This window comes from Enterobacter sp. RHBSTW-00175, assembly GCF_013927005.1.
Taxonomy (GTDB): domain Bacteria; phylum Pseudomonadota; class Gammaproteobacteria; order Enterobacterales; family Enterobacteriaceae; genus Enterobacter.
Genome location: NZ_CP055930.1, coordinates 1,558,168 through 1,576,322, shown reverse-complemented (window position 1 = coordinate 1,576,322; position 18,155 = coordinate 1,558,168). Strand labels below are relative to the sequence as shown.

The window sequence follows — 18,155 nt, the reverse complement described above, 5'->3', positions numbered from 1 at the left end:
GCTGCTGCGTGTGGTTGGTAAAGTAAGCGGATTTTGTTTTCCGCCCCAGCTTTCAGGATTATCCCTTAGTATGTTGAAAAAATTTCGTGGCATGTTTTCCAATGACCTGTCCATTGACCTGGGTACCGCGAATACCCTTATTTATGTAAAAGGACAAGGCATCGTATTGAATGAGCCTTCCGTTGTGGCCATTCGTCAGGACCGTGCCGGCTCGCCAAAAAGCGTGGCTGCTGTTGGTCATGATGCGAAGCAGATGCTGGGTCGTACCCCAGGCAACATCGCCGCGATCCGCCCAATGAAAGACGGTGTTATTGCTGACTTCTTCGTGACTGAAAAAATGCTTCAGCACTTCATCAAGCAGGTTCACAGCAACAGCTTCATGCGTCCAAGCCCGCGTGTTCTGGTGTGTGTGCCCGTTGGTGCAACTCAGGTAGAACGTCGTGCAATCCGTGAATCCGCTCAGGGTGCTGGTGCGCGTGAAGTGTTCCTGATTGAAGAGCCAATGGCTGCGGCAATCGGTGCGGGTCTGCCTGTGTCTGAAGCGACCGGTTCTATGGTGGTTGATATCGGTGGTGGTACCACTGAAGTGGCCGTTATCTCCCTGAACGGCGTGGTTTACTCCTCTTCCGTACGTATCGGTGGTGACCGCTTCGACGAAGCCATTATTAATTATGTGCGCCGTAACTACGGCTCTCTGATCGGTGAAGCCACCGCAGAGCGTATCAAGCACGAAATCGGTTCTGCTTACCCGGGTGACGAAGTTCGCGAAATCGAAGTTCGTGGTCGTAACCTGGCTGAAGGCGTTCCACGCGGCTTTACCCTGAACTCCAACGAAATCCTGGAAGCGCTGCAAGAGCCGCTGACCGGTATCGTGAGCGCGGTAATGGTTGCTCTGGAGCAGTGCCCACCAGAACTGGCTTCTGATATCTCTGAGCGCGGTATGGTGCTGACCGGTGGTGGTGCGCTGCTGCGTAACCTCGACCGCCTGTTAATGGAAGAGACAGGTATTCCTGTCGTAGTTGCAGAAGATCCACTGACTTGCGTCGCCCGTGGTGGTGGCAAGGCGCTGGAAATGATCGACATGCACGGCGGCGACTTGTTCAGCGAAGAGTAGTCGGTTGTGAAAGGGTAGCAAATTGCTACCCTTTCTCTCTGACGCGAGAATACGCATAGCCTATGAAGCCAATTTTTAGCCGTGGCCCATCGCTACAGTTTCGCCTGATCCTGGCGGTTCTGGTGGCGCTTGGTGTCATTATTGCCGATAGCCGCCTCGGTACGTTCAGCCAAATCAGAACGTACATGGATACCGCCGTCAGTCCTTTCTACTTTGTATCAAATGGTCCCCGTGAATTACTCGACTCCGTTTCTCAAACGTTGTCTTCACGCGACCAGCTCGAACTTGAAAACCGGGCGTTACGTCAGGAACTGCTGCTGAAAAATAGCGAGCTGCTGATGCTTGGCCAATATAAGCAGGAAAACGCGCGTCTGCGTGAACTGCTTGGCTCGCCGCTGCGTCAGGACGAGCAGAAAATGGTGACCCAGGTCATCTCCACCGTGAACGATCCTTACAGCGATCAGGTGGTGATCGACAAAGGCAGCGTCAACGGGGTTTATGAAGGCCAGCCTGTAATCAGTGATAAAGGCGTTGTCGGCCAGGTTGTGGCGGTCGCGAAATTGACCAGCCGCGTCCTGCTGATTTGCGATGCAACCCATGCACTGCCGATTCAGGTACTGCGTAACGACATCCGTGTGATTGCGGCCGGCAACGGCTGTACGGACGATCTGCAACTGGAACACCTGCCAGCCAACACGGATATTCGTGTGGGTGATGTGCTGGTGACATCCGGCCTTGGCGGACGCTTCCCTGAAGGTTATCCGGTTGGGGTTGTCTCGTCTGTGAAGCTTGATACCCAGCGTGCTTACACCGTGATTCAGGCTCGTCCAACGGCAGGTTTACAGCGTCTGCGCTATTTGCTGCTGCTGTGGGGGGCCGATCGTAACGGCACTAACCCGATGACCCCGGAAGAGGTTCACCGTGTTGCGAATGAACGCCTGATGCAAATGATGCCGCAGGTGCTTCCGCCGGCTGACTCTATGGGGCCACCTGCGCCAGTCCCTGCGCCTGCTACGGGATTAACGCAGCCTCTACCGGATGCGCCACCGCCACCGCGACTCTCCCAGGGAGGGCAGTAGTGGCAAGTTATCGTAGCCAGGGACGCTGGGTTATCTGGCTCTCGTTTCTCATTGCACTATTGCTGCAAATTATGCCCTGGCCGGACGACATCCTCGTCTTCCGGCCAAACTGGGTATTGCTCATTTTGCTCTACTGGATCCTTGCCCTGCCGCACCGCGTAAATGTCGGCACAGGTTTTGTGATGGGTGCCATACTGGATCTCATTAGTGGCTCTACGCTTGGCGTGCGCGCCTTATCCATGAGCATTATTGCGTACCTCGTCGCACTCAAATTCCAGCTCTTTCGTAACCTCGCGCTCTGGCAACAGGCGCTGGTGGTGATGTTGTTGTCGCTTGCTGCGGATATCGTTGTTTTCTGGGCAGAGTTTTTAGTGATCAATGTCTCTTTCCGACCGGAAGTGTTCTGGAGTAGTGTAGTGAATGGTGTGCTCTGGCCGTGGCTGTTCCTGCTGATGCGTAAAGTTCGCCAGCAGTTTGCCGTGCAATAAAAGGTTTCTATGACGTCTGTATATCTTGCCTCTGGTTCACCGCGTCGTCAGGAGTTGCTCACTCAGTTGGGCGTCTCCTTTGAACGCATCGTTACCGGTATTGAAGAAAAACGTGCTGAGGGTGAAAGCGCCCAGCAGTACGTTTCTCGTCTGGCTCGTGAAAAAGCGCGTGCTGGTGTGGCGCTTGTGCCGCGTGACTTACCGGTGCTGGGGGCAGATACCATCGTTATTCTTAATGGTGAAGTCCTTGAGAAACCCCGTGACGCAGAACATGCGGCGCGGATGCTGCGCAAGATGTCCGGGCAAACACACCAGGTGATGACCGCAGTGGCACTGGCTGATAGCCAGGACGTACTGGATTGCCTGGTGGTTACGGACGTCACGTTCAGAGTGCTTACCGACGATGAGATCGCCGCGTATATCGCCAGCGGTGAACCAATGGATAAAGCAGGTGCATACGGTATTCAAGGGTTGGGTGGCTGTTTTGTCAGGAAGATTAATGGCAGCTATCACGCCGTGGTCGGCTTACCGCTGGTGGAAACGTATGAGTTGCTGAGCAATTTTAACTCACTGCGTGAGGGAAGGGATAATTATGACGGCTGAATTGTTGGTAAACGTAACGCCATCGGAAACCCGTGTGGCCTACATTGATGGTGGCATTCTTCAGGAAATTCATATTGAGCGTGAAGCGCGGCGCGGAATAGTAGGCAATATCTACAAAGGTCGTGTCAGTCGTGTACTACCGGGCATGCAGGCGGCTTTTGTAGATATTGGACTGGATAAGGCGGCATTTTTACATGCCTCCGATATCATGCCGCACACCGAGTGCGTGGCAGGCGAAGAGCAAAAACAGTTTGCCGTCCGCGACATCTCCGAGCTGGTGCGTCAGGGCCAGGATCTGATGGTGCAGGTGGTGAAAGATCCCCTGGGCACCAAAGGCGCACGTCTGACGACCGACATCACGCTTCCTTCCCGTTATCTGGTCTTTATGCCGGGTGCTTCGCACGTTGGCGTTTCACAGCGCATTGAGAGCGAAAGCGAACGTGAACGCCTGAAAAAAGTAGTGAGCGCGTACTGCGACGAGCAGGGCGGATTTATCATCCGTACTGCGGCGGAAGGGATCAGCGAAGAGGATCTGGCGTCTGATGCGGCCTACCTGAAGCGCGTCTGGACCAAGGTGATGGAGCGTAAAAAACGCAACCAGACCCGTTACCAGCTGTACGGCGAACTGGCGCTCGCTCAGCGCGTATTGCGTGACTTTGCCGATGCGCAGCTCGACAGAATTCGTGTTGACTCCCGCCTGACGTATGAAGCGCTACTGGAGTTTACCGCCGAATATATCCCGGAAATGCCCGGTCTGCTGGAGCACTACTCCGGCCGCCAGCCGATTTTCGATCTCTATGACGTAGAGAACGAGATCCAGCGCGCGCTTGAGCGCAAGGTTGAGCTGAAATCGGGCGGTTATCTGATTATCGATCAGACCGAAGCCATGACCACGGTGGATATCAATACCGGGGCTTTTGTTGGCCATCGTAATCTGGACGACACCATTTTCAATACCAACATCGAAGCGACGCAGGCCATCGCGCGCCAGCTTCGTCTGCGGAATCTGGGCGGCATTATCATCATCGACTTTATCGATATGAATAATGAAGATCACCGCCGTCGCGTACTGCACTCGCTGGAGCAGGCGCTGAGTAAAGATCGCGTGAAAACCAGTATCAACGGCTTCTCGCAGCTGGGTCTGGTGGAAATGACGCGTAAGCGTACCCGCGAAAGCGTAGAGCACGTGCTGTGTAATGAATGCCCGACCTGTCATGGCCGTGGCACCGTAAAGACGGTGGAGACTGTCTGTTACGAAATCATGCGTGAAGTTGTTCGTGTCCATCACGCCTACGACTCTGACCGTTTTCTGGTCTATGCTTCCCCTGCGGTGGCTGAGGCCCTCAAAGGCGAAGAGTCGCACGCGCTGGCGGAAGTGGAAATCTTTGTCGGCAAACAGGTTAAAGTGCAAATCGAGCCGCTCTATAACCAGGAGCAGTTTGACGTCGTCATGATGTAAGACGCAGTACGCTGCGAGACCAAAGGCTGACAAGGAGAGATGCGTGAGGCGATTGCCGGGGATTTTACTGCTTACAGGGGCAACGCTTGTCGTGATTGTCGCGTTGCTCGTGAGCGGGCTGCGCCTCGTTTTACCGCATCTGGACAGCTGGCGCCCGCAGGTGCTGGCGAAAATCGAATCCTCCACCGGCGTGCCGGTGGATGTGAGCCAGGTTAGTGCCAACTGGCAAAACTTCGGCCCGACGCTCGATGTGCGGGATATCAATGCCAGCCTGAAAGATGGCGGCTATCTGAAAATCAAACGTGTGACTCTGGCGCTGGATGTGTGGCAAAGCTTGCTGCACCTTCGCTGGCAGTTTCGCGATCTCACCTTTTATCAGCTCCAGTTTCTGACCAACACGCCGCTGCGCAGCGACGACAGTAGCCAGGGTATTGAAACCAACCGGATAAGCGATCTCTTCCTGCGTCAGTTCGATCATTTCGATTTGCGCGACAGCGAAGTGAGCTTTATCACGCTCTCCGGCCAGCGCGCAGAGCTGGCCATTCCGCAGCTGACCTGGCTTAACGGCAAAGACCGGCATCGCGCTGAAGGGCAGGTTAATCTTTCCAGCCTGAACGGGCAGCATGGCGTGATGCAGGTGCGTATGGATCTGCGAGATGACAATGGTCTGCTGAACAATGGCAAGGTCTGGCTGCAAGCCGATGATGTGGATGTGAAGCCCTGGCTTGGCGACTGGTTACAGCAAAACATGCAGCTGGAAACCGCCCGTTTTAGCCTGGAAGGCTGGATGACGCTGACCAAAGGCGAATTTGCCAGCGGCGATATCTGGCTAAAGCAGGGGGGCGGGAGCTGGAAAGGGGAAAACCAGCAGCATCAGCTTTCCGTTGATAACCTGACCGCACACATCACCAAAGTACAGAACGGCTGGCAATTTGCAATCCCGGATACGCGCATCACCATGGACAACAAACCCTGGCCGCGTGGCGAGCTGGCGCTGGCCTGGATCCCTGAGCAGGATGTTGGCGGGACAAGTGGTAAACGTAGCGATGAGCTACGCATTCGTGCCAGCAACCTGGATTTGGCCGCAGTTGAAGGGCTGCGTTCAATGGCGGCCAAACTCTCTCCTGATTTGGGTGACATCTGGCTGGCAACACAACCAAGCGGGCAGATAGAGACGCTGGCGCTGGATATCCCATTACAGGTCACAGAAAAAACCCGCTTCCAGGTGACCTGGAAAGACCTGGCCTGGAAACAGTGGAAACTGCTGCCAGGCGCGCAGCACTTTAGCGGCAAGCTGGAAGGCAGCGTTGAGGACGGCAGGCTGACGGCAGAAATGGCCGACGCCAAAATGCCATACGAAACGGTATTCCGCGCCCCGCTGGAGATAGAAAAGGGCACCGCTACACTCAACTGGCTCAAAAATGATAAAGGCTTCCAGCTGGATGGGCGCAACATTGATGTGAAAGCCAAAGGGGTTCATGCCCGCGGTGACTTCCGTTATTTGCAGCCGGAGGGAGATGAGCCCTGGCTCGGCATCCTGGCAGGCATTAGCACTGACGATGGCTCTCAGGCCTGGCGCTACTTCCCGGAAAACCTGATGGGTAAAGAGCTGGTGGATTACCTGAGCGGTGCGATCCAGGGCGGTCAGGCGGATAACGCCACGCTGGTGTATGGCGGCAACCCGCACCTTTTCCCGTACAAGCATAATGAAGGGCAGTTCCAGGTGCTGGTGCCTTTGCACAACGCCACCTTTGCCTTCCAGCCAAACTGGCCTGCGCTGAAAAACCTCGATATTGAGCTTAACTTCCTCAATGACGGGCTGTGGATGAAGTCGGCAAGTGTTGGGCTCGGGGGCGTGACCGCCAGCAACCTGACGGCGAACATACCGGACTATTCGAAAGAAAAACTGCTCATTGATGCGGATATCAATGGCCCAGGCAAAGCCGTTGGTCCGTACTTTGAAGAGACGCCGCTGAAAGAGTCCCTGGCTGCTACCCTTCAGGAGTTGCAGCTTGATGGCGATGTGAATGCTCGCTTACATCTGGATATCCCGCTGGACGGGAAGATGACCACCGCCAAAGGCGACGTCCGGCTCAATAACAACAGCCTCTTTATCAAACCGCTTAATAGCACCCTGAAAAACCTCACCGGGCAGTTCAGCTTTGAAAACGGCAATCTGAAGAGTGACCCGCTGAAGGCGAGCTGGTTCAATCAGCCGGTTAACATCGATTTTTCGACCACAGAGGGTGAAAAAGCCTATCAGGTGGCCGTCAATTTGGACGCCAGCTGGCAGCCTTCCCGTATGGACGTGTTGCCAAAGCCGATTGCGGGCGCCATTAACGGCGCTGTGTCCTGGAATGGTAAGGTTGCCATTGATCTGCCATATCACGCCAGTGCGCGGTATAAAGTCGATATTACCGGCGACCTTAAAAACATCAGCAGTGACCTTCCGGCGCCGCTGGATAAGAAAGCCGGCCAGTCACTGCCAGTGAAGCTTAACGTGGATGGCAACCTGAACAGCTTTGAGCTGACTGGTAATGCGAACGGCACGAACCACTTTAATAGCCGCTGGCTGCTGAACCGCAAGCTTACGCTTGATAAAGCTATCTGGACCACGGACAGCCGCACAATCCCGCCATTGCCGGAACAATCAGGAATCGAGCTGAATTTACCGCCGATGGATGGCGCTGAATGGCTGGCCCTGCTCCAGCAAGGCATCGGGCAAAATGTTGACGATGCAGCGCAGTTCCCGCAAACCGTTACCCTGCGCACCCCGGCGCTGACCATGGCCGGACAGCAGTGGAATAACCTGAGCATTGTTTCACAGCCCACGGCGACGGGCTCGAAAGTCGAAGCGCAGGGCCGGGAGATCAACGGCACACTCACCCTGCGTAATAATGCGCCGTGGCAAGCGGCGATCCGCTATCTCTACTACAACCCGGCGACCGCGCCCGGGAAAGATCAGTCAGCAAACGCGTCGCCGTTCAGCAGCACTGCGCGTGTGGATTTCAGCGGCTGGCCCGATCTGCAACTGCGTTGCGCCGAGTGCTGGCTGTGGGGACAAAAGTATGGCCGTATCGACGGTGATTTAGCGATACAGGGAAATACGTTGAGTCTTTCCGGTGGTCTGGTGGATACCGGTTTTGGACGCCTGACAGCAGAAGGCGAATGGGTAAATAACCCAGGCGAGCAGCGTACATCCCTCAAGGGGCAAATTAAGGGGAACAAACTGGATGCAGCGGCCAACTTCTTTGGTATCAGTACCCCGCTGCGTGGCTCCTCGTTTGACGTTAACTATGATTTGCACTGGCGTGCTGCGCCGTGGAAACCAGACGAAGCCTCTCTGAACGGCATCCTGAAAACTAACTTTGGCAAAGGGGAAATTGCAGATGTCAGTACCGGTCATGCCGGGCAGATCCTGCGCCTGCTGAGCTTTGACGCGCTGCTGCGTAAGCTGCGCTTCGATTTCAGCGATACCTTCAGCGAAGGTTTCTACTATGATTCCATCCGCAGTACTGCCTGGATCAAAGATGGTGTGCTGCACACTGACGACACGCTGGTGGATGGCCTGGAAGCCGATATTGCCATGAAAGGGTCGGTGGATCTCGTTCGCCGCGAGCTGGATATGGAGGCCGTGGTTGCGCCAGAGATCTCTGCAACCGTCGGTGTTGCGACGGCATTCGTGGTGAACCCGATTATCGGCGCGGCGGTGTTTGCAGCCAGTAAAGTGCTGGGGCCGCTGTGGAGTAAAGTCTCTATTCTGCGTTACCGTATTACGGGCCCGGTTGATAAGCCGCAGATTAATGAAGTGCTGCGCCAGCCGCGCAAAGATGCACAGCAATGATTTGACGAAGGCGCTTAATTGCCTCACTCTCAACTGATAAGAATTTATTTACCGCCATGCGGCGGCAACGAACGAGTAGCAAAACGATGAGTCTGAACCTGGTAAGTGAACATCTGCTGGCAGCGAACGGCCTGAGCCATCAGGACCTGTTTTCCATTCTTGGTCAACTGACCGAACGCCGACTTGACTACGGCGATCTTTACTTTCAGTCGAGCTATCACGAATCCTGGGTTTTAGAAGACAGCATCATTAAAGATGGCTCTTATAACATCGACCAGGGCGTTGGTGTGCGTGCCGTCAGCGGTGAGAAAACCGGTTTTGCCTATGCGGATCAGATAAGCCTGACTGCGCTGGAGCAGAGCGCGCAGGCCGCGCGTACCATTGTGCGTGAAACCGGCGATGGCCGGGTAAAAACGCTGGGTGAAGTACAACATTCCGCGCTGTATACCAGCATCGATCCACTGCAAAGCATGAGCCGCGAAGAGAAGCTGGATATTCTGCGCCGCGTGGATAAAGTGGCTCGCGCCGCCGATAAGCGTGTGCAGGAAGTGTCCGCCAGCCTGAGCGGTGTCTATGAATTAATCCTGGTTGCTGCGACTGACGGCACCCTGGCAGCGGATGTACGTCCGCTTGTGCGTCTTTCTATTAGCGTGCAGGTCGATGACGACGGTAAACGTGAGCGCGGCTCAAGCGGCGGCGGCGGTCGTTTCGGCTATGACTGGTTCCTGGGCGATGTTGACGGTGAAACACGCGCTGACGCGTGGGCCAAAGAAGCCGTGCGTATGGCGTTGGTGAATCTGAATGCAGTTGCTGCCCCAGCGGGGACATTCCCGGTGGTGCTGGGTGCTGGCTGGCCGGGCGTGCTGCTGCATGAAGCTGTCGGTCACGGTCTGGAAGGCGATTTTAACCGCCGTGGCACTTCCGTATTCAGTGGTCAGATGGGGCAGCTTGTCTCGTCTGAACTTTGCACTGTGGTGGATGATGGCACGATGCACGATCGCCGTGGCTCTGTGGCTATCGACGATGAAGGCACGCCAGGCCAGTACAATGTGCTTATCGAAAACGGCGTACTGAAAGGCTATATGCAGGACAAACTTAATGCGCGCCTGATGGGCGTTGCGCCAACCGGTAATGGCCGTCGTGAGTCTTATGCGCACCTGCCGATGCCGCGTATGACCAACACCTACATGCTGGCGGGCAAATCCACACCGCAGGAGATTATCGAATCCGTTGATTACGGTATCTTCGCGCCAAACTTTGGCGGCGGCCAGGTGGATATCACCTCCGGTAAATTTGTCTTCTCTACTTCAGAAGCGTATCTGATTGAGAAAGGCAAAGTGACCAAAGCTGTGAAGGGCGCAACCCTGATTGGCTCCGGCATTGAAGCCATGCAGCAGATTTCGATGGTGGGTAACGATCTGAAGCTGGATAACGGCGTGGGCGTCTGCGGTAAAGAAGGTCAGAGCCTGCCGGTTGGCGTGGGCCAGCCAACACTGAAAGTGGACAGCCTGACGGTGGGCGGCACAGCCTGACCTGACCCGTCATGAAAAATGGCGCTACTCTGTGGGTAGCGCCATTTTTTTTAACGTAAGTTTCCGCGCGGGAACTCAGGGTCGGGCTCGTGAGTGATGCGGTTACGCAAATCACGACGAATAATTTCAATCGACCAGAACCAGATCAGATGGCCCACGATCTCTGAAACATGCTCATACCAGGGAAGTTCGAAGAGCGGTGGTGTCAGCCCCATCAGTGGGAACGAGATCATGTGAACAAAGAGCTGAGCTAATGCACCGGCGAGCAGGCCTTGCCAGAGTTTTATTTTTGGGAAGACTTCTGCAACTATGCAATAACCTACGGCGAAGACGATAGAAAAAATAATGTGCGTTACGCCAACCCAGTTAAATATATGACCAGCGAATGTGTAAACTGCCGCGTTAGGATCAACAACGCCCAGCCAGTCGCGTAGAAATATATAAGGCGGGTTTAAAAAGTTGCGAGAACAGTCAATCTGCCCGGCTGCTCTTATTAATTGCTCTGGCCCACATGCGCCGCTGAATAAATCAATAGGGCTACGCGGGGGCAGTGGTACTTCGGCTCCCCATTTGACGAACGCGGAGACAATCCCTGCGATCAAGCCAATGAACGCGGCTAGCCCGTAGCGCCTGCGCGAAGGCGGTGTTTGTTCAAATAGATTCATTTCTGGTCCTTGTTTAAATAATCCTGAAAAATATATTTTTATTATTCATATTGGTAACAAAAAAATAACAGTCTGAATGTCAGACTGCTTACACGGTAAATGTCAGGTGGTGGCAGTGTCAATTCGCTATTCTTGATAGGAGGGCGGAAAATTCCTTAAGTGCGGCGGAAAAATCCCGGAAATGTTCATGCCAAATATTCTTTCCGGGATTTAATTATTACTCTTTGCGTCTTCCCCGCATTCCCTGAAAAAGCTCCGCCACTTCCACAAAATACTCCGTCAGATAGTTAATACACACCTGCACTTTCAGCGGCAGCTTGTCTTTTTCGGTATACAGGGCATACACCGGACGCGGATCGGATTGATAGCGCGGGAACAGGATCTCCAGTACCCCGCTGTTGATCTCGTTGATCACCCACATCAGTGGTACGTAGGCGATCCCGGCACCGGCAACCAGCCAGCGCGAGATGGTCATCGGATCGTTGGTGACAAACCGCCCTTCCGGCAGCAGTTTCGTTGAAAGGCCTTCCGGGGCAATCAACTCGAATTCGTTGTCCGGGCGAACGCTGTACTCCAGCCATGAATGGTTGCTGAGATCGGCGGGTTTTTCCGGGACACCATACTGCGCCAGATAGCTTTTTGAAGCACAGACCACCATGGGCATACTCCCCAGACGGCGAGAAAAGAGGCTGGAGTCCTGCAATGCGCCGACGCGGATCACCACATCAAGCCCATCGGCGATCAGATCCGGGGCGGGGATACCCGTGACCAGATTTACCGTTAATCCGGGGTACTCTTTGAGCATTTCAGCCGTCATGCCAGCGAGTACATTTTGTGCCATAGTTGAAGAACAACCGATGCGCAGCGTACCGATGGGCGTGTTGTTAAAGGCGTAGAGCTGCTCGTGCACTTCCTGCACTTCCTGCAACATGCGACGGCAACCCTGGTAGTAAATTTTGCCAGCTTCCGTCAGCCCAATACTGCGAGTGCTCCGGTTCAACAGTTTGACCTGTAGCTCATCTTCCAGTTTCGAAACCGTCTGGCTGATGGAAGAGACGCTCATCTGGAGCTGTCTGGCAGCGGCAGTAAAGGAGCCAAGTTCGACCACTTTGGCGAAGACCGACATGCGTTTTAAACGTTCCATTGTTCACTCTGGCTTAAAAGTGATTTAGATCACATATTATAGATAACAGCATAACAGTTACGTTAATATATTATTAATTACATAACGGCTACGCCACTCTCGCCCAGCCTTTCTTGCTCTCCTGCGGTGGCGTGTGCTTAAAAATTCTGTAGCCTGCACTCTCTCTAATCAAGGTCAACATGAGTCTGTTTCCCGTTATCGTGGTGTTCGGTTTGTCGTTCCCACCGATATTTTTCGAACTTCTTTTATCACTGGCGATCTTCTGGCTGGTGCGCAAGGTGCTGGTTCCTACCGGGATCTACGATTTCGTCTGGCATCCTGCATTGTTTAATACCGCGCTGTATTGCTGCCTGTTTTATCTAATATCGCGCATGTTTGTCTGAGGTCGATGTGAAAACGCTAACAAGAAAAATCTCCCGCACCGCCATTACCATGGCGCTGGTTATCCTCGCGTTCATCGCTATTTTTCGCGCCTGGGTCTATTACACCGAATCACCGTGGACGCGCGATGCGCGTTTCAGTGCCGATGTGGTGGCAATTGCACCTGATGTCGCCGGTCTTATCACTGCGGTGAACGTACACGATAACCAACTGGTGAAAAAGGATCAGGTGCTGTTCACCATCGACCAGCCACGTTACCAAAAAGCCTTAGAAGAGGCTGACGCAGACGTAGCCTACTACCAGGCGCTGGCGGCTGAAAAACGTCGTGAAGCCGGACGCCGCAACCAGTTGGGTATTCAGGCCATGTCTCGTGAAGAGATTGACCAGTCCAATAACGTGCTGCAAACCGTGCTGCATCAACTGGCAAAATCAGAAGCAACGCGCGATCTGGCGAAGCTCGATCTGGAGCGTACCGTAATCCGTGCGCCATCTGATGGCTGGGTGACTAACCTGAACGTTTATACCGGTGAGTTTATTACCCGGGGTTCCACCGCGGTCGCGCTGGTGAAGCAAAACTCGTTCTACGTGCTCGCCTATATGGAAGAGACTAAGCTTGAGGGCGTGCGTCCGGGGTATCGTGCAGAAATTACTCCGCTTGGCAGTAACCGCGTGCTGAAAGGTACGGTGGACAGCGTGGCTGCGGGTGTGACTAACTCCAGCAGCACCAGCGACACGAAAGGGATGGCAACCGTTGATTCCAACCTTGAGTGGGTGCGTCTGGCGCAGCGTGTGCCGGTGCGTATTCATCTGGATGAGCAGCAGGGTAACCTGTGGCCTGCGGGGACAACCGCTACGGTAGTGATCACCGGCGAAAAAGACCGGGATGCCAGCCAGGACTCTATCTTCCGTAAAATCGCACATCGCCTGCGTGAGTTTGGTTAATCGCTATGGGCATCTTCTCCATCGCCAGCCAGCACATCCGCTTCGCCGTGAAGCTGGCATGTGCCATTGTGCTGGCGCTGTTTGTAGGCTTTCACTTCCAGCTGGAAACGCCCCGCTGGGCGGTGCTGACGGCGGCTATTGTGGCCGCAGGCCCGGCATTTGCTGCGGGTGGTGAACCCTACTCTGGCGCTATCCGTTACCGCGGGATGCTGCGTATCATCGGGACATTCATCGGCTGTATTGCGGCGCTAACGATCATCATTCTGATGATCCGCACGCCTCTGCTGATGCTGATGGTGTGCTGTATATGGGCCGGTTTCTGTACCTGGATCTCTTCCCTTGTGAGGGTGGAAAACTCCTACGCCTGGGGGCTTTCGGGTTATACCGCACTGATCATTGTCATTACCATTCAGACCGATCCGCTGCTCGCACCGCAATTTGCAGTGGAGCGCTGTAGCGAAATCGTCATTGGTATTGTCTGCGCGATTGTTGCCGACCTGCTTTTCTCGCCTCGTTCAATCAAACAAGAAGTCGATATTGAGCTGGATTCGCTGCTGGTTGCGCAATATCAGCTGATGCAACTGTGCATTAAGCACGGTGACAGCGAAGTGGTTGATAAAGCCTGGAGCGGGCTGGTGCGTCGCACGGCGGCTCTGGAAGGGATGCGCAGCAACCTGAACATGGAGTCCTCGCGCTGGGCGCGTGCAAATCGCCGCCTGAAAGCCATCAATACGTTATCACTCACCCTGATAACCCAGGCGTGCGAAACCTATCTTATTCAGAACACACGCCCGGAAGTGGTGACCGATACCTTCCGCGAGCTGTTTGATGAGCCGGTTGAAACGGTGCAGGACGTCCACAAACAGCTTAAACGTATGCGCAGGGTCATCGCCTGGACGGGTGAGCGCGATACGCCGGAGACAATCTATACCTGGGTTGGCGCGGCGACTCGCTATCTGTTGCTTAAACGTGGTGTTATCAGCAACACCAAAATCAGCGCAACCGAAGAAGACGTCTTACAAGGGGAAGTGGTTATCAAGGCAGAGTCTGCCGAGCGGCATCACGCGATGGTTAACTTCTGGCGTACAACGCTTGCCTGTATGCTTGGCACTCTGTTCTGGCTCTGGACGGGCTGGACTTCCGGTAGCGGTGCCATGGTGATGATTGCCGTTGTCACCTCGCTGGCAATGCGCCTGCCCAACCCACGGATGGTGGCGATTGATTTCCTGTACGGGACTATTGCCGCCTTGCCGATCGGCGCCTTCTATTTCCTGGTGATCATCCCTTCGACCCAGCAAAGTATGTTGCTGCTCTGTATCAGCCTGGCGGTGCTGGCGTTCTTTATTGGTATTGAGGTACAGAAGCGTCGTATTGGTTCTCTGGGGGCGCTGGCGAGTACCATTAACATCATTGTGCTGGATAACCCAATGACGTTCCACTTCAGCCAGTTCCTCGACAGCGCGTTGGGTCAACTGGTGGGGTGTTTCCTGGCGTTGATGGTGATTCTGCTGGTACGCGATAACTCACAGGTGCGAACAGGCCGCGTGTTGTTAAACCAGTTTGTTTCGGCTGCGGTATCGTCCATGACTACTAACGCCGCGCGTCGTAAAGAGAACCACTTGCCAGCGCTGTATCAGCAGTTGTTTTTACTGCTGAATAAATTCCCTGGCGACATCGCTAAGTTCCGCCTGGCATTAACAATGATCATTGCACATCAGCGTTTGCGAAATGCGCCAGTGCCGATCAACGACGATCTCTCTTCATTTCACCGCCAGCTGCGTCGTACCGCCGACCATGTCATTTCCGCAACCAGTGATGACAAACGGCGACGCTACTTTAAGCAGTTGCTGGAAGAGCTGGATATTTACCAGGAGAAGCTGCGCATCTGGGAAGCGCCGCCGCAGGTCACAGAGCCGGTAGAGCGACTGGTGTTCATGCTTCATCGTTATCAGAACGCGCTAACAGACAACTGATTACCTTAAAAACCGACGCCAAAAGCGTCGGTTTTTTTGTGGCTATACTTAGTCTTGCAAGTTCTTAAACTCAGAAAGGGAGGACACATGACTACCCAGGCACTTCAGGACAATGCACTCTTTCAGACCGGCTATCTGGTCAATGGCAAATGGAAAACGCTGGCAACCACCTTTGATGTACTCAACCCGGCAACGGGTGACGTAATCGCCAAAGTCGCAAAAGCAGGAAAAAAAGAAACCGAAGAAGCCATTGCGGCGGCGACCCGTGCTTTTCCCGCCTGGCGGGCGAAAACAGCGAAGGAACGTTCGACGATCCTGTATCGCTGGTATGAACTGATTATTGAAAACAAAAGCTGGCTCGGGTGGTTAATGACCACCGAGCAGGGTAAGCCCCTTAAAGAGGCCGAGGGTGAAGTCGAGTATGCAGCAAGTTTTATCCAGTGGTTTGCTGAGCAGGCTAAACGGGCAAACGGTGAGATTATCCCGCCGATCAAACCCGGCTCGCGTATTCTGGCTACCCGCGAACCTGTCGGTGTGGTGGCGGCAATTACGCCGTGGAACTTCCCGATGGCGATGCTGACACGTAAGCTCGGCCCGGCGCTGGCTGCGGGATGCACCGGTGTTATCAAACCGGCCAATAACACGCCCCTGAGCGCTTTTGCTCTGCTGACGCTGGCAAAACAGGCAGGTGTACCGGATGGCGTATTAAACGCCGTGGCAGGGAACACGCACGAAATCAGCGATGCGATTATGGCCAGCCACGATGTTCGAAAAATTTCCTTCACCGGCTCTACTGCGGTCGGCAAAACGCTGGTACGTAACGCGGCAGAGACAATGAAAAAAGTCTCTATGGAGCTGGGCGGAAACGCGCCCTATATCGTCTTTGAAGATGCAGATATCGATGCCGCCGTTAAAGGCGCCATCGCTAACAAATTCCGTAATGCCGGGCAGGTTTGCGTCAGTGTAAACCGGTTCTATATTCAGGAAACCGTCTACAACCAGTTTGTGAACAAGCTTGCTGATGCCGTGAAGGCCTTAAAGGTTGGGAATGGCCTGGAAGAGGGCGTTGTCGTGGGGCCGATGATTGAGTCTGCGGCGGTGAGCAAAGTGCGGGAGCATGTTGAAGATGCCGTTGCAAAAGGTGCAACCGTGCTGGCAGGCGGCAAGGCGCACCCTCTGGGCGGTAACTTCTGGATGCCGACCGTTCTGGGGGATTGCGACGAAGATATGCTGCTTGCAGCAGAAGAGACATTTGGCCCGGTTGCTGCCTGCTTCCGCTTTACGTCGGAAGAGGAAGTCATTCAGCGCGCCAATAATACACCCTTCGGCCTGGCGGCCTATTTCTATACTCGGAACCTGTCGCGCGTGTTCCGTGTTTCTCAGGCCATTGAAAGTGGCATGATCGGCATTAATGAATGTGCAGTCTCGACCGAGCTGGGACCTTTCGGCGGCGTTAAAGAGTCAGGGCTAGGCCGTGAAGGCTCTGTGTTGGGGCTGGAAGAGTTTCTGGAAGTTAAAACCCTGCATATTGGGGGATTATAATCGTCAGGGCGGCATCTGCCGCCCGCCTGGACCGGGTGGTTGGCAATGAAAACCTACACATTTGATTTTGACGAGATCGACAGTCAGGAAGACTTCTATCGTGAATTTATTCGGGTGTTTGACCTGGGGCGGGAGAGCGTCACCAATTTAGACACGCTGTGGGATGTGGTTACTGGCAATCAGTTGCCATTACCACTGGAAATCGAGTTTATCCATCTGCCGGAAAAACTGCGCAGGCGTTTTGGCGCGTTGGTGTTGTTGTTTGATGAGGCTGAAGAAGAGCTTGAAGGGCAGCTGCGTTTCAACGCCCGGCATTGAACCACAGATAAAAAAAGCCCCTGACCGGAGTCAGGGGCAAGTCGTATGATGAGATACGACGAGGGTCTATTTGTACAGCTCAGCCGTTGCGTGCCAGTGGTCACCTTCATTCAGTTCGGTGATCCGATAGCTGCTGGCGCCTGCTTTTTCAGCTTTAGCGGCCAATTCCTGACGGATATCCATCGGAGAACCCGCTACTGCTGCAACAGATACGCTACCCATGGATTGCAGATTTTCTGCTTGTTCGGCATTAACCTGGTGAACTGCGGCGCTAGCGCCAAAAGAGAGAACAGAGGCCAGGCCAAGGGTTGCGATGATTAATTTAGTGTTCATAGTCATTACTCCTGAATCGTGTTTGCTCAACGGCGAGAAGGGTTAAACTGCTTTTTTTATGCCTGGTGCCGTTAAGGGAAAAAGTGTCTTCAGTTATCAGCAAATCTTATTTGTACAGTTCAGCCGTTGCATGCCAGTGGTCGCCAGTGCGGGCTTCAATGATGCGATAAGATGACGCGCCTTGTTCTTCCGCTTTTTTGTTCAGCATGGCGTTCATATCCATAGGCGAAGTGCTGATAGCCCCTACGGAAACCGTACCGATTACCTGGCGGGACTGCGCCTGATCTGCGTTGATGGAGTCGGCTGCGAAAGCACCGAATGACAGGACAGACAGAACGCTCAGAGCCGCTACAGTAGTTTTGATTTTCATGATTCTTTACCTCGTCGAATTTTTTATTGGGGTCTTGTTTCGTGACCCTCATCACAAAATCAAGTATACACTAATAACGACAAAAATTAATACCATGCTAATGGTTTCACTGGTAATTAAGTGTTAACCAACATATTTTTTATAACCAAAATGTATAAAAATGGTCATTTTCTCGTCACGATGTTTGGTTATGTCTAAAAAAATCATATGGATATGAGACTTTGATTTTTTGTGCGATTTGTTGATTTAGCATTCACCAAATGAATGTTTGAACGCAGTAAAACGCACTATTTGTCAAAGTGAAGGGTGATATAAAGTAGGGCGAAACGAGGCGGGAGCAGGATGATCCCCGCAGCCAGCGGCCACGG

General features: G+C 53.9%; 16 protein-coding genes. 12 read left to right on the top strand and 4 right to left on the bottom strand.

Going from position 1 to position 18,155, the window contains the following annotated elements:
- The first annotated feature begins 70 nt into the window (after positions 1-70).
- From mreB to tldD, 7 genes are all read left to right on the top strand, one after another.
- On the top strand, positions 71-1,114 hold the full coding sequence (gene mreB / locus HV107_RS07410; protein WP_000913396.1) for a rod shape-determining protein MreB: 1,044 nt from the start codon (positions 71-73) through the stop codon (positions 1,112-1,114).
- Positions 1,115-1,176: 62 nt separating this feature from the next.
- On the top strand, positions 1,177-2,193 hold the full coding sequence (gene mreC / locus HV107_RS07405; RefSeq protein WP_182062716.1) for a rod shape-determining protein MreC: 1,017 nt from the start codon (positions 1,177-1,179) through the stop codon (positions 2,191-2,193).
- The gene (gene mreD, locus HV107_RS07400; protein WP_014071997.1) at positions 2,193-2,681 is read left to right on the top strand and encodes a rod shape-determining protein MreD; all 489 of its coding nucleotides are present in this window, start codon (positions 2,193-2,195) and stop codon (positions 2,679-2,681) included. Before mreC ends, mreD begins: the two co-directional genes overlap by 1 nt.
- A gap of 9 nt (positions 2,682-2,690) precedes the next feature.
- Positions 2,691-3,284: a nucleoside triphosphate pyrophosphatase gene (locus HV107_RS07395; protein WP_014071996.1), complete on the top strand. Its 594-nt coding sequence runs from the start codon at positions 2,691-2,693 to the stop codon at positions 3,282-3,284.
- The gene (gene rng, locus HV107_RS07390) at positions 3,274-4,743 is read left to right on the top strand and encodes a ribonuclease G (RefSeq protein ID WP_014071995.1); all 1,470 of its coding nucleotides are present in this window, start codon (positions 3,274-3,276) and stop codon (positions 4,741-4,743) included. The genes HV107_RS07395 and rng overlap by 11 nt, the downstream gene beginning before the upstream one ends.
- A 43-nt stretch (positions 4,744-4,786) precedes the next feature.
- Entirely contained in the window at positions 4,787-8,587 is a 3,801-nt protein-coding gene (gene yhdP, locus HV107_RS07385) for an AsmA2 domain-containing protein YhdP (RefSeq protein ID WP_182062715.1), read from the top strand.
- Between the two features lie 86 nt (positions 8,588-8,673).
- The gene (gene tldD, locus HV107_RS07380; protein ID WP_182062714.1) at positions 8,674-10,119 is read left to right on the top strand and encodes a metalloprotease TldD; all 1,446 of its coding nucleotides are present in this window, start codon (positions 8,674-8,676) and stop codon (positions 10,117-10,119) included.
- A gap of 50 nt (positions 10,120-10,169) precedes the next feature.
- Here tldD and HV107_RS07375 read toward each other — a convergent pair whose 3' ends face one another.
- Both HV107_RS07375 and aaeR read right to left on the bottom strand, forming a co-directional pair.
- Positions 10,170-10,784 (bottom strand): YagU family protein, encoded by a 615-nt coding sequence (locus HV107_RS07375; protein ID WP_182062713.1) that lies wholly within the window; start codon positions 10,782-10,784, stop codon positions 10,170-10,172.
- A 217-nt stretch (positions 10,785-11,001) separates the two neighbouring features.
- Positions 11,002-11,928 (bottom strand): HTH-type transcriptional activator AaeR, encoded by a 927-nt coding sequence (aaeR, locus tag HV107_RS07370; protein WP_014071991.1) that lies wholly within the window; start codon positions 11,926-11,928, stop codon positions 11,002-11,004.
- Positions 11,929-12,107: 179 nt separating this feature from the next.
- On the opposite strand from aaeR, the gene aaeX reads away from it, so the two are divergent.
- The 5 genes from aaeX (at position 12,108) to HV107_RS07345 (ending at position 17,084) form a co-directional block, all read left to right on the top strand.
- The gene (gene aaeX / locus HV107_RS07365; RefSeq protein ID WP_003860416.1) at positions 12,108-12,311 is read left to right on the top strand and encodes a p-hydroxybenzoic acid efflux pump operon protein AaeX; all 204 of its coding nucleotides are present in this window, start codon (positions 12,108-12,110) and stop codon (positions 12,309-12,311) included.
- A gap of 7 nt (positions 12,312-12,318) precedes the next feature.
- Positions 12,319-13,251 (top strand): p-hydroxybenzoic acid efflux pump subunit AaeA, encoded by a 933-nt coding sequence (gene aaeA, locus HV107_RS07360; protein ID WP_182063480.1) that lies wholly within the window; start codon positions 12,319-12,321, stop codon positions 13,249-13,251.
- A gap of 5 nt (positions 13,252-13,256) precedes the next feature.
- Positions 13,257-15,224, top strand: a complete 1,968-nt coding sequence (aaeB, locus tag HV107_RS07355) for a p-hydroxybenzoic acid efflux pump subunit AaeB (protein ID WP_182062712.1) — start codon at positions 13,257-13,259, stop codon at positions 15,222-15,224.
- A gap of 87 nt (positions 15,225-15,311) precedes the next feature.
- Positions 15,312-16,766 (top strand): NAD-dependent succinate-semialdehyde dehydrogenase, encoded by a 1,455-nt coding sequence (locus tag HV107_RS07350; protein WP_182062711.1) that lies wholly within the window; start codon positions 15,312-15,314, stop codon positions 16,764-16,766.
- 45 nt (positions 16,767-16,811) lie between these two features.
- Positions 16,812-17,084: a barstar family protein gene (locus HV107_RS07345; protein ID WP_182062710.1), complete on the top strand. Its 273-nt coding sequence runs from the start codon at positions 16,812-16,814 to the stop codon at positions 17,082-17,084.
- A gap of 66 nt (positions 17,085-17,150) precedes the next feature.
- Here the strand turns inward: HV107_RS07345 and yhcN (HV107_RS07340) are convergent, their stop codons facing one another.
- Together yhcN (HV107_RS07340) and yhcN (HV107_RS07335) are read right to left on the bottom strand one after the other, a co-directional pair.
- Entirely contained in the window at positions 17,151-17,417 is a 267-nt protein-coding gene (gene yhcN / locus HV107_RS07340) for a peroxide/acid stress response protein YhcN (protein ID WP_014071986.1), read from the bottom strand.
- A gap of 106 nt (positions 17,418-17,523) precedes the next feature.
- Positions 17,524-17,787: a peroxide/acid stress response protein YhcN gene (gene yhcN / locus HV107_RS07335; RefSeq protein WP_182062709.1), complete on the bottom strand. Its 264-nt coding sequence runs from the start codon at positions 17,785-17,787 to the stop codon at positions 17,524-17,526.
- Positions 17,788-18,155 lie beyond the last annotated feature (368 nt).

Bases quoted from the DNA above. Each gene is read 5' to 3' on its own strand.
- mreB (WP_000913396.1), top strand. From the start codon at position 71: ATGTTGAAAAAATTTCGTGGCATGTTTTCCAATGACCTGTCCATTGAC.
- mreC (WP_182062716.1), top strand. From the start codon at position 1,177: ATGAAGCCAATTTTTAGCCGTGGCCCATCGCTACAGTTTCGCCTGATC.
- HV107_RS07395 (WP_014071996.1), top strand. From the start codon at position 2,691: ATGACGTCTGTATATCTTGCCTCTGGTTCACCGCGTCGTCAGGAGTTG.
- rng (WP_014071995.1), top strand. From the start codon at position 3,274: ATGACGGCTGAATTGTTGGTAAACGTAACGCCATCGGAAACCCGTGTG.
- tldD (WP_182062714.1), top strand. From the start codon at position 8,674: ATGAGTCTGAACCTGGTAAGTGAACATCTGCTGGCAGCGAACGGCCTG.
- HV107_RS07375 (WP_182062713.1), bottom strand. From the start codon at position 10,784: ATGAATCTATTTGAACAAACACCGCCTTCGCGCAGGCGCTACGGGCTA.
- aaeR (WP_014071991.1), bottom strand. From the start codon at position 11,928: ATGGAACGTTTAAAACGCATGTCGGTCTTCGCCAAAGTGGTCGAACTT.
- aaeX (WP_003860416.1), top strand. From the start codon at position 12,108: ATGAGTCTGTTTCCCGTTATCGTGGTGTTCGGTTTGTCGTTCCCACCG.
- aaeB (WP_182062712.1), top strand. From the start codon at position 13,257: ATGGGCATCTTCTCCATCGCCAGCCAGCACATCCGCTTCGCCGTGAAG.
- HV107_RS07350 (WP_182062711.1), top strand. From the start codon at position 15,312: ATGACTACCCAGGCACTTCAGGACAATGCACTCTTTCAGACCGGCTAT.
- HV107_RS07345 (WP_182062710.1), top strand. From the start codon at position 16,812: ATGAAAACCTACACATTTGATTTTGACGAGATCGACAGTCAGGAAGAC.
- yhcN (WP_014071986.1), bottom strand. From the start codon at position 17,417: ATGAACACTAAATTAATCATCGCAACCCTTGGCCTGGCCTCTGTTCTC.
- yhcN (WP_182062709.1), bottom strand. From the start codon at position 17,787: ATGAAAATCAAAACTACTGTAGCGGCTCTGAGCGTTCTGTCTGTCCTG.